Below are 11,054 nucleotides of genomic sequence, written 5' to 3' on the forward strand. Positions count from 1 at the left end.
CGTGCTGCTCACGCGGTGGCCTCCGCAGCCGCTCGGGCCGCCGCCGGGAGGGCGTCGGCGATCCGCTGGATGGCCCGCTCGTCGTGGGCCGTGGACACGAACCAGGACTCGAAGGACGACGGCGGCAGATAGACGCCGTTCGCCAGCAGCGAGTGGAAGAAGGCGGTGAAGCGGTACGACTCCTGCGCCCTGGCGTCCTCGTAGTTGCGCACCGGCCGGTCGGTGAAGAAGACGCTGAACATGTTGGAGGCGTTCTGCACGGTGTGCGCGACGCCCTCCTTGGCGAGCGCGTCCGCCACCAGCTCCCGGACCTGCGCGGAGACGGCGTCGACCTTCTCGTACGCGGCGTCGTCGAGGAGCCTGAGCTGGGCGAGGCCGGCGGCGGTGGCGACCGGGTTCCCGGAGAGGGTGCCGGCCTGGTACACGGGCCCGGCGGGCGCGAGGTGCTCCATCACATCGGCGCGACCGCCGAAGGCCGCCGCCGGGAAGCCGCCGCCCATGACCTTGCCGAAGGTCATCAGGTCGGGCCGGACCCCGTCGACGCCGTACCAGCCGGCCTTGCTGGTCCGGAAGCCGGTCATGACCTCGTCGGAGACGTAGAGGGCGCCGTTCTCGGCGCACGCGTCCTTCAGCCCCTGGTTGAAGCCGGGCAGGGGCGGTACGACACCCATGTTGCCCGGGGAGGCCTCGGTGATCACGCAGGCGATCTCGCCGGGGTGGGCCCGGAAGGCGGCGTGCACCGCGTCGAGGTCGTTGTAGGGCAGGACGATGGTGTCGCCGGCCTGCGCACCGGTGACGCCGGGGGTGTCCGGAAGGGCGAACGTCGCCACCCCGCTGCCCGCCGCCGCCAGCAGCGAGTCGACGTGACCGTGGTAACACCCGGCGAACTTGACCACCTTGGACCGCTGGGTGAACCCGCGTGCCAGCCGGATCGCCGACATGGTGGCCTCGGTCCCGCTCGACACGAGCCGCACCTGCTCCAGCGGCTCGATCCGCGCGACCATCTCCTCGGCGAGCGCGACCTCGCCCTCACCGGGCGTACCGAAGGAGGTTCCGCGGGAGACGGCGTCCTGGACCGCGGCGATGACCTCGGGGTGCGCGTGCCCGAGGATCATGGGCCCCCAGGAGCAGACGAGGTCGACGTACTCCCGTCCGTCCGCGTCCGTCAGGTACGGGCCGGTGCCGGACACCATGAACCGGGGCGTTCCGCCCACGGCACCGAAGGCACGCACCGGGGAGTTCACACCGCCCGGCGTGACGGCGGCCGCACGGTCGAACAGGGCCTGCGAGACAGGCGCATCGTATGCATAGGGATATTCGCTCATGACCTGCGACTTCTCCGACGTTCTCGACTTCTCGGACTCCGGCTGCCAGTGACCTCCTCAGGGTAGGCCAGCGGACGGCGGCGACCGCGGGCCGCCGCCGCGCCGCGCTCAGACCCACCGCCGGGCCCCCGCCGGGCCGCTGCTGACCGGGCGGACAGCTATGGAAGCCCCCCGGCCCGCCGCGATCTGCGAAACTGGCTCTGATACACACAGCTCACACGGCCCTGGCGTACGTAAAGATGCACAGAAGCTTGCACACAGGCATGCACAAAGGCATGTTCAGGGGCTGCGAAGATCCTGCGGACAGGTGTTTCAGCGCACGTTTCGGCGGGCGGCCGTGGGGGAGGTCACTGACACGATGATCGGGTTGCGCGGCGGGGGCCACGCGTCCTAGAAAAGCAGTCGGGTGGAGATATGCATCGCGGTGGCGGACTGGGCGAGGGGACTGACGACCTGGGTCCTCGACGTGCCCGGCGGGGAAGGCACCGACGCGACGCGGAGGAATCGAACGAAGCACGTCACGGACACGTTGTACCGGGTGTACCCGGCGGACCGGGTGAGGAGCCGGAGCGGGCCGACCGACGGGTCGACCGGCTGAGGGCGGGGAGCAGGAATGGTGGTCGGGTGGGGGTGACGTACAAGTACTTCGGCGCGCCGGACGGCGCGACCGCGGCCCGCGTCCCGATCTCGATGCGCCCCGAGGAACTCGGCGGCGACGAGCTCGGGATGAACGGCATGTTCACCAAGATCAAGCCGGAGACGATGGCGGCGATGGTCCTCACCGGCATCGAGGGCGTCCCGCTGCACAAGGTCCCGCCGCTGGAACTCGTCGTCCTGCACCCCGACTACGCGGTGGTCAAGCTCCCCATGACCGTCGTCGACCCACTCCGCGGCATCGGCGAGGAAGCGGTCGGCGCGGCCGCCTTCATCTGGTCGACGGTCCCGGACCGGGGCGGACCGCGGGACGCCTTCAACGTGTACCAACTGCTGCACGAGTGGCAGGACTTCAGCCATCGGTTGCATGAGGCGGGGCATCAGCCGTACTGCCTGGTGTGGCCGTGAGCTGAGGTTTCGCCGGGTGCGGGCGGGGTTCTCGGACCCCGCTTTTTTCAGTGCCGGCGGTCTGCCGTCCCGGCCGGGGCGCGTGCCACCGAGACGACGAGCTCCCGCAGCCTCTCGACGTACAGCCGCATGTTCTTGTGGGCGACGTCGGTGTCCGGGTAGCGGCTGGCGAACTGCAGGCCCTCGTGGAGTCTGGTGAGGAACACGCACACCTGGTCGCCGTACGAGACCCGCATCAGCCCTCGCGCCTTGAGTTCCTGCCAGCGCTCCGAGCCCGGGATGCCGCGTGTGTCGACGAGCGAGATGATCGAGTACAGGTCCGGGGAGGTGGGCCGGAAGTCGGAGCCCAGCAGACTGAGCACGCGGGCGAGCGGCATCCGGGACAGCGGCCGGTTCTTCCGCAGGTCGGCGCGGACCATCGTCAGCGCGCTGTCGAAGTCCGCGGCCCGCGCCACCGGGATGTCGATCGGCGCGCCGCCCACGTACCAGCCCACCGAGTCCGACCACTGGGACTTCGCCCTGGTGTGGAACGGCAGGACGGTGCGGTAGTCCTGCAACCCGCCGATCTCGCGGACGATGAGGCCGGTGGCGGCGAGGATGCCGGTCAGGCTGCCTCCGTGCGGGCGGCAGTACGCCTCGAAGGCCGCCGCGTCCGCGTCGTCCACGAGCATCTCGTGCATCAGCTTCTGGGCGGGCAGCGGCCCCGCCGGGTCGAGGCCGAGGTCCACGGGGAAGTTCGGCAGCTTCCCGTCGCACCGGGCGATGAACTCCCGCCAGCGGGTGACGATCTCGTGGGTGCCGTCGATCTCGTCGGCGTCCGCGCGCTCGATCGCGCAGAAGTCGACGTAGCTGGCGACCGGCGGCGTGCGCACGACGCGGCCTTCGAGGCCGGCCGCGTAGAGGTCGTGGATCTCGCCGGGGATGCGCTGGATCGAGTACGAGTCGACGTTGCTGTGGTCGAACGCCATGTAGACGCTCGTGCCGTCGTCCCGGGTGACGGTGGCGAACATGAAGTTCGGCCAGGTGAGCGCGTCCGCCGTGACGTCGAAACGGTCCCGCAGGTGGTGGGCCAGCGCCTGCGCGTCGGGGAAGTCGCCGAGGTCCTCGCGGTGCAGGACGACGGCCTCGGCGTCCAGCGTGAAGCGCCGCATCTCCTCACCCGCCCAGCGGAACCCGCTGCGCAGCGTCTCGTGCCGGAGTGTCCAGGCCCGCAGCGCGCCCTCCAGGACGTCGAGATCGACCTGTCCCGGGATGTCGAACGCCACGCCGATCCAGGTCGGCAGGAACAGGCCGTCCTCGCGTACGGACCGCGACGTCCGGATGTGGGCCTCCTGGACGTACGCGGGCGGGCGGGAGTCGTCCGGCAGACTCATCGCGGTCTCGACGGCCGTGGGATGCAACGTCCACTCCACGAGGCGTCCGGGACGGATCTCGCAACGCTGGATGTCGGTGATGCGCAAGGGACTCTCCGTTCGCGGCATCGCTCGATGCCCACATCAGCCCAACGAGGGACCGATCCGGAAGAGACGCTGGGGCGGATTCCACGGATTCCGGTGGGGGTGTCCAAAGAGGGCCCTCGGACCGGTCGTTGCCCGTCGCCGGAAGCGAGCAGCTGGTGGCATCCGGTCGTCCGGCGCGGCGCGGGCGCCGGGGGTCACCGCAGCGGGACGGTCTCCAGGAGCGCGCGGGCCATCCGCTGTGCGGGATCCGCGGTCTGCTCGGCGACGCGCCGGAAGGTCTCCTGGGCGGGGCGGGCCGGCCAGTCGGGGGGAAGGTGGCGGGCCGGGAGTCTCGGGTCCGCGCGGATGGTCCACAGCCATTCGCTGACCAGCCGCAGCCGGGTGCCGATCGGGTCGTCCCCGGACCCGGCGTCCAGATGGGCGGTCCAGCGCTTGTCGAAGGAGACGTAACGGGCGGCGATGCTCTCCAGGTCCCAGGTGTCGCGGACCATGAGGCCGATGTCGGTGGCCTCGTCGGCCTGGGCGTGGAAGATCTTGACGTGGGCGGCGAGACCCAGCTCCGCGACGATGCCGGCGACGTCGACCTTGCCGGGGGCGATCCACAGCCCGCTGTACAGCGCCCCGAATCCGGACCAGGCGAGCTGCGACCTGAGGTCGTGCCGCTGGCGCTGCCAGGACTCCGGGAGCGAGAACCCCAGCAGGGTCCAGGATCCGTCCCAGTCGTCGTTGACCGCGCCGTTCTCCCAGACCCGGCTCCCGCCGTCCCGCAGCACCCGCGTCGCCTGCGGGGTCAGGCCGAAGTACATCCTGCGGCCCTCCCGCTGCCGCCGCAGCAGGCCCCGGTTGACCATGCGGGTCAGCGTGGACCGTACGGCCTGTTCACCGACCCCGACCCGGCCGAGGACGTCGATGATGCTGCCCGAGTAGACGCAGAGGTCGCCCTCCCCCAGGACGTGGTTGCCGAAGAAGGCGAGCATGAGCGACTGCGGGCGCAACTGCGGGGTGCCGTGCGAGGTGTCCAGGGTGTCGTCGTCCTCCACGGTGGCAAGCGTACGGCCGCCCGCCTGGGGTGCGGCGGGCGGCTGCCGTACGGCTCGGACGTCGCCGGCGGGGACGTCGGCGGGATCGGTGCGGCAGCCACGGCCGGGAGGCGGCCGTGGCTGCCGCCGCGGCCGTCGATGGCCGGCGGTGGCCGGCGGTCGGTGGCCGGGACCGGCTGCCGCCCACCGGCTACCGGCTACCAACCACCAGCCACCACGAACTGCTGCCGCGGCTAAGAGGCGATCTCCTGCGTGGCGGGAGCCCCGGTGCGCTTCCCGGCTTCGGCGGCTTCGGCGGCTTCGGCGGCCTCAACGGCCCCGGCGGCCCCCGTGACGGCCCCGTCGGCCCCCGTGACGGCCCCGTCGGCCCCCGTGACGGCCCCGTCGGCCCCCGTGACGGCCCCGTCGGCCCCCGTGACGGCCCCGTCGGCCTCCCCCGTCTCCCCCGCCTCCCCACCGGTCGCCGCGAGAGACACCCGGTTCGTCTCGCGCAGGAACCCGACGGTCAGCGCCGTGACGGCCGCGCCCGCGCACAGCAGCAGGGCGACGGGCGTACCGCTCCCGCCGTTCGCGGCCACCAGGCTGCCGGCGATCATCGGGGAGAAGCCGGCGCCGATGAGGGTGGCGCCCTGGTAGCCGAGGGAGGCGCCGGTGTAGCGGACCCGGGTGCCGAACATCTCGGTGAGCAGGGCGCCCAGCGGCCCGTACATCGTGGACTGGGCGATGCCGTGGCCGAGGACGACGGCGAGGATCAGCAGTCCGGGCGACTCCGAGTCGACCAGCGCGAGGACGGGGAAGGCGAGCGCCGCCGAGGCGAGGGCCCCGGCGAGGACGACCGGGCGGCGGCCGACCCGGTCGGACAGCGCGGAGGCGCACGGCAGCACGACGAGGGCGACGCAGGCGGAGACGGTGAGCGCGGTGAGCACCTGCGGGCGGGTGTAGCCGATGCCGGTGGCGTACGCGATCAGGTAACCGGTCAGCAGCGACTGGGCGGTGAAGGCGCCGATGCCGACGCAGCAGGCCAGCACCAGCGGGCGCGGTCGGCGCAGCACGTCGAGGATCGGCAGCCGCGACTCGGCGCGGTCCTTCCTCACCTCGGCGAAGAGCGGGCTCTCGACGACCTTGAGGCGGACGAAGAGTCCGACGCCGAGCAGCACCACGCTCAGCAGGAACGGCACCCGCCAGCCCCAGGCCGCGAACTGGTCGTCGGGCAGGGCGACGACGAGCGCGACGACGGCGGTGGAGAGCAGGGAGCCGAGCGGGGCTCCCATCTGCGTGAAGCTGGACCACAGGCCGCGGCGCCGCTCCCCGGCGTGCTCGACGACCATCAGGGTGGCGCCGCCCCACTCGCCGCCGATGGCGATGCCCTGCACCACGCGCAGGGTGATCAGCAGGACCGGCGCCCACACGCCGATGGCGTCGTACGTGGGCAGCAGGCCGACGAGGAAGCTGGCGCCGCCCATCAGGCCCATGGTGAGCAGCAGCATCGACTTGCGGCCGAGCCGGTCGCCGAAGTGCCCGAAGAGGATGCCGCCGAGCGGCCGGGCGACATAGCCGGCGGCGAAGGTGCCGAACGCGGCGATGGTGCCGACGGCGGGGTCGGCGCCGGGGAAGAACAGTTCGCCGAAGACGAGGGCGGCGACGGTTCCGTAGACGAGGAAGTCGTAGAACTCGACGGCGGTCCCGAGCAGCCCGGAGAGGGCGACGCGGCGCAGCTGGCGGGTGTGTTCGGGGGACGGGGCCGTGGACGGTGATGCGACGGGGGACGAGGGCATCGCGGTCTCCCTTGACCGGGGGAAGGACACCGCGAAGTTAGGCTCTCTTTCCACCTCCGTCAATAAAGTGCACAACATTCGCCGCCGCGGAGGTCATCCCGGTCTGCCCGGTCAGCCCCCGCCCACCGTGAACCCGATCACCGCCCCGCCCCCCTCCCGCCGGAGGGCGAACGGCGCTCCCCCGTGCGCGAGTGCCACCTCCCGCACGATGGACAGGCCCAGCCCCGAACCCGGGAGGGAGCGGGCGTCGGCGGCGCGGTAGAAGCGGTCGAAGACGCGGATCAGGTCGCCCTCGTCGACCCCGGGGCCGCGGTCGAGGACCTCGACGCGGACCGTCCCCGGCCGGGCGGGACCGGCGACGTTTATCTCGATGGGCGCGGTGCCGTCGCGGTCGAACTTGGCCGCGTTCTCCACGAGGTTGGACAGGGCGCGGGTGAGCATCACCGGGCGGCCGTCGGTCGACGTGTCCCCGCTCGCGCGGACGACGATCCGCCGCCCGGTGCGGCGGCGGGCGACCCCGGCGACGTCCTCGGCGATGTCGGCGAGATCGACCCGCTGCGGCGGCTCGGTGTCGGACTGCCCGGCCGCGAGGTCCACCAACTCGTTGACCAGGTCGGTGAGTTCGCGGGCCTCCTGGCCCAGGTCGGCGACCAGGTCCTCCCGCGCGGCGGGCGGCAGTTCGTCGATCCGCCGGAGCAGCGAGATGTTCGTCCGCAGGGAGGTGAGCGGGGTACGCAGCTCGTGCCCCGCGTCCTGTACGAGCCGCCGCTGGTCCTCCTCGGACTGGGCGAGGCGGCCCAGCATGCGGTCGAAGGCGCGGCCGAGGCGGCCGACCTCGTCGTAGCCGGTGACGGGGACCTGGATGCCCAGCCGGCGGGTGCGGGCGACGTCCTCGGCGGCCGAGGTGAGGACGACCAGGCGGCGGGTGATGCGGCGGGCCAGCCACCAGCCGAACAGGCCCGCCGCGAGCACGACCGCGGCCATCAGGATCAGCGTCCGCCGCTGAAGGGCCCGCAGCAGGTCCTCGGTGTCGCTGAACTCCTGCGCGACCTGCACCGCGCCCCGTCCGCCGCCGAGCGAGACGGTCGCGACGCGGTAGACGTCGTCGCCGACGCCGACGTCCTTGTGCTCGACCATCCGTCCGGCCACCGCGACGGCCGCGATCGCGCGGTCGCCGCCGGTGACCGGCAGGCCCGGACTGCCGGGGTCCAGGACCGCGCCGTCCGGCCCCAGCACCTGCACGTCGGTGCGGGCCGGCCGGACCAGATCGTGACCGGGCGCGGACGAGGAGAAGTCCTGCGGCGCCATGCTCTGCTGCCGTACCTCGTCCCGCAGGTCCTCCACGACCTGGTCGAACACGGTTTCCTGGTCCACCCGGACCAGCCGGGCGGCGGCACTGTAGGACAGCACGCCGACCAGGACGGTGACGGCGGCGGTCACGGCCGCGAAGGACACCGCGAAGGTGGCCCGCAGCGACAGCAGCCGGGGCCGCCGGAGCGGCCGAGGCAGCGGCAGCGGCAGCGGCCGCGGCAGCCCGGGACGGCCCACTCAGTCCTCCCGCAGCACGTAACCCACGCCGCGGACCGTGTGGATCAGCTGGGACGCGCCCGGCTCGTCCAGCTTGCGGCGCAGGTAGCCGACGTAGACGGCGAGGTTCTTGGAGCCGGGGCCGAAGTCGTAGCCCCAGATGCGGTCGTAGATCGTGGAGTGGTCGAGCACGATCCCCGCGTTGCGGACCAGCAGCTCCAGCAGTTCGAACTCGGTGCGGGTCAGCTCCAGTTCGCGCGTCCCGCGCCATGCGCGGCGGGCCTGCACGTCCACGCGCAGTCCGGCCGCCTCGATCTGCCCCTCGGGGGCCGGCGGCGGCTTCGGCGCGCCGGCCGGGGCGCCGGCCGGGGCACCGGCCGGGCTGGTGCGGCGCAGCAGGGCGCGCAGCCGGGCGAAGACCTCCTCGACGTCGAAGGGCTTGACCACGTAGTCGTCGGCGCCCGCGTCCAGGCCGGCGATCCGGTCCTGGGTCTCCACCAGCGCCGTCAGCATCAGGATCGGCGTGCGGTCGCCCTCGGCGCGCAGCACCCGGCAGACCTGGAGGCCGTCGATGCCGGGCATCATCACGTCCAGGACGAGCACGTCCGGCGAGGTCCGGTGGGCCTGTGCCAGCGCCTCGACGCCGTCGGCGACCGCGGTGACCCGGTAGCCCTCCAGGGTCAGGGCGCGCTCCAGGGCGTGACGGATGGCGCGGTCGTCTTCGGCGAGCAGCACGGTTGGGGGCACCAGGCCAGTGTGCCCCGGCCGTCGGCGGTGTGGCCGTGCGAACGGTCGTACGGTCACCCTTCTTACTGGGATCTCACCGTCACACGGCCCCGCCTCACGCCCCGGACGGGCCGGACAGCGCGGCCAGCTGCTCGGCGAAGGGCACGACCTCGAACTCGTTCCTGACCGGCTTGCCGGCCGCGAGGCCCGTCATCAGCCCCGCCAGTTCCCCCGCCGCCCGCTCGATCCGCCCGTCGAGGCCTTCGGCGCCCCAGTCCTCCGAGGCCGCGTACACCCCGGTCGGCACAACGACGGCCCGCAGGTACGCGAACAGCGGACGCAGCGCGTGCTCCAGCACCAGCGAGTGCCGGGCCGTGCCGCCGGTGGCCGCGATCAGCACCGGCGTGCCCGCCAGCGCGTCCTTGTCGATCACGTCGAAGAACGACTTGAACAGCCCGCTGTACGACGCCGAGAACACCGGCGTGACGACGATCAGCCCGTCCGCCTCCGTGACCGCGTCGAGGGCGGCGGACAGCTTCCTCCCCGGGAACCCGTTGGTGAAGTGGTGCGCGATCTCCACGGCGAGGTCGCGCAGCTCCACGACCTGGACCTCCACCGGTGTCTCGCGGGCCACGGCGGCGGCCAGCCGGTCGGCCAGCAGCCGGGTGGACGACGGAACGCTCAGCCCGGCCGAGACGACGACGAGCCTCATCGGACGGTCACCTCCTGGGCGGCCTTGAGAGAAGCGTGCACCGGGGCCTCGGGCACCCCGGCCGGACGGCCCTTGGCGAACTCCTCGCGCAGCACCGGCACGACCTCCTCGCCCAGCAGGTCCAGCTGCTCCAGCACGGTCTTCAGCGGCAGCCCCGCGTGGTCGAGCAGGAACAGCTGGCGCTGGTAGTCGCCGGCGTACTCGCGGAAGCCCAGCGTCTTCTCGATCACCTGCTGCGGCGAGCCCACGGTCAGCGGGGTCTGCTCGGTGAACTCCTCCAGCGTCGGCCCGTGACCGTAGACGGGCGCCACGTCGAAGTAGGGGCGGAACTCACGCACCGCGTCCTGCGAGGTGCGCCGCATGAACACCTGGCCGCCCAGACCGACGATCGCCTGCTCGGGCGTGCCGTGTCCGTAGTGGGCGTACCGGGTCCGGTACAGCTCGACCATCCGCCTGGTGTGGTCGGCCGGCCAGAAGATGTTGTTGTGGAAGAACCCGTCGCCGTAGTACGCGGCCTGCTCGGCGATCTCCGGGGAGCGGATGGAGCCGTGCCAGACGAACGGCGGCACGCCGTCCAGCGGGCGGGGCGTGGAGGTGAAGCCCTGGAGCGGGGTGCGGAACTTCCCCTCCCAGTCCACGACGTCCTCGCGCCACAGCCGGCGGAGCAGGGCGTAGTTCTCGACGGCGAGGTTGATGCCCTGCCGGATGTCCTTGCCGAACCAGGGGTAGACCGGGCCGGTGTTGCCGCGCCCCATCATCAGGTCGACGCGCCCGTCGGCCAGGTGCTGGAGCATCGCGAAGTCCTCCGCGATCTTCACCGGGTCGTTGGTGGTGATCAGGGTCGTGGAGGTGGAGAGGATCAGCCTCTCCGTCCGCGCGGCCACGTATCCGAGCATGGTCGTCGGGGACGACGGCACGAAGGGCGGGTTGTGGTGCTCGCCGGTCGCGAAGACGTCGAGACCGACCTCCTCGGCCTTCAGCGCGATGGCGACCATGGCCTTGATGCGCTCGCGCTCGGTCGGCGTACGGCCCGTGGTCGGGTCCGGCGTGACGTCGCCGACGCTGAAGATCCCGAACTGCATGGTCGCTCAACCTCCAAGTTGTTGACCGTTCAACTATACCGGTGAACGGTCGCGCCCTCCCCTGTATTCCGATTCCGTCCGCCTCCTCCGTAATCCGGGTCCCGGGTCCCCCGTGTCCCGGGTCCCGCCCTCGCACGTGGTCCCGCACCCGGCCGTCCGCATCGTCGTCCAGCGGCTCCCCCATCGAGGAGGTCCGCGACGCACGGGACCGCTACGACGCCGAAGCCGCCACGAGCTGGGCCCACTCCGGCACTCCGGCACTCCGGCACTCCGGCACTCCGGCACTCCGGCACTCCGGCACTCCGGCACTCCGGCACTCCGGCACTCCGGCACTCCGGCACTCCG

Annotated in this window: 9 protein-coding genes; 1 reads left to right on the forward strand and 8 read right to left on the reverse strand. The window is 72.4% G+C overall.

From position 1 onward, the window contains the following. Window positions 1-8 precede the first annotated feature (8 nt). Complete coding sequence (hemL, locus tag ACWD0J_RS10925) at window positions 9-1,325, reverse strand: glutamate-1-semialdehyde 2,1-aminomutase (RefSeq protein ID WP_451495448.1); 1,317 nt, start codon at window positions 1,323-1,325, stop codon at window positions 9-11. Window positions 1,326-1,739: 414 nt separating this feature from the next. On the opposite strand from hemL, the gene ACWD0J_RS10930 reads away from it, so the two are divergent. Then, window positions 1,740-2,387, forward strand: coding sequence for a hypothetical protein (locus tag ACWD0J_RS10930; protein WP_451495449.1), 648 nt, complete (start codon window positions 1,740-1,742; stop codon window positions 2,385-2,387). Window positions 2,388-2,434: 47 nt separating this feature from the next. On the opposite strand, the gene ACWD0J_RS10935 is transcribed toward ACWD0J_RS10930, so the two are convergent. From ACWD0J_RS10935 to ACWD0J_RS10965, 7 genes are all read right to left on the reverse strand, one after another. Next, entirely contained in the window at window positions 2,435-3,847 is a 1,413-nt protein-coding gene (locus ACWD0J_RS10935) for a condensation domain-containing protein (protein ID WP_451495450.1), read from the reverse strand. A gap of 194 nt (window positions 3,848-4,041) precedes the next feature. After that, complete coding sequence (locus tag ACWD0J_RS10940) at window positions 4,042-4,887, reverse strand: PaaX family transcriptional regulator (protein ID WP_451495451.1); 846 nt, start codon at window positions 4,885-4,887, stop codon at window positions 4,042-4,044. 233 nt (window positions 4,888-5,120) lie between these two features. Further along, entirely contained in the window at window positions 5,121-6,662 is a 1,542-nt protein-coding gene (locus ACWD0J_RS10945) for an MFS transporter (protein ID WP_451495452.1), read from the reverse strand. A 111-nt stretch (window positions 6,663-6,773) separates the two neighbouring features. Next, entirely contained in the window at window positions 6,774-8,210 is a 1,437-nt protein-coding gene (locus tag ACWD0J_RS10950; RefSeq protein WP_451495453.1) for an ATP-binding protein, read from the reverse strand. After that, window positions 8,211-8,936, reverse strand: coding sequence for a response regulator transcription factor (locus tag ACWD0J_RS10955; RefSeq protein WP_451495454.1), 726 nt, complete (start codon window positions 8,934-8,936; stop codon window positions 8,211-8,213). Window positions 8,937-9,030: 94 nt separating this feature from the next. Further along, window positions 9,031-9,627 carry an FMN reductase gene (locus tag ACWD0J_RS10960; protein WP_451495455.1) on the reverse strand — a complete coding sequence of 199 codons (597 nt, stop codon included), beginning with the start codon at window positions 9,625-9,627 and terminating at the stop codon, window positions 9,031-9,033. Next, the gene (locus tag ACWD0J_RS10965; protein ID WP_451495456.1) at window positions 9,624-10,709 is read right to left on the reverse strand and encodes an LLM class flavin-dependent oxidoreductase; all 1,086 of its coding nucleotides are present in this window, start codon (window positions 10,707-10,709) and stop codon (window positions 9,624-9,626) included. The genes ACWD0J_RS10960 and ACWD0J_RS10965 overlap by 4 nt, the downstream gene beginning before the upstream one ends. Window positions 10,710-11,054: the final 345 nt, after the last annotated feature.

The organism is Streptomyces sp. NPDC003011, assembly GCF_053591515.1.

Bases quoted from the DNA above. Each gene is read 5' to 3' on its own strand.
- ACWD0J_RS10965 (WP_451495456.1), bottom strand. From the start codon at position 10,709: ATGCAGTTCGGGATCTTCAGCGTCGGCGACGTCACGCCGGACCCGACC.
- hemL (WP_451495448.1), bottom strand. From the start codon at position 1,325: ATGAGCGAATATCCCTATGCATACGATGCGCCTGTCTCGCAGGCCCTG.
- ACWD0J_RS10960 (WP_451495455.1), bottom strand. From the start codon at position 9,627: ATGAGGCTCGTCGTCGTCTCGGCCGGGCTGAGCGTTCCGTCGTCCACC.
- ACWD0J_RS10945 (WP_451495452.1), bottom strand. From the start codon at position 6,662: ATGCCCTCGTCCCCCGTCGCATCACCGTCCACGGCCCCGTCCCCCGAA.
- ACWD0J_RS10930 (WP_451495449.1), top strand. From the start codon at position 1,740: ATGCATCGCGGTGGCGGACTGGGCGAGGGGACTGACGACCTGGGTCCT.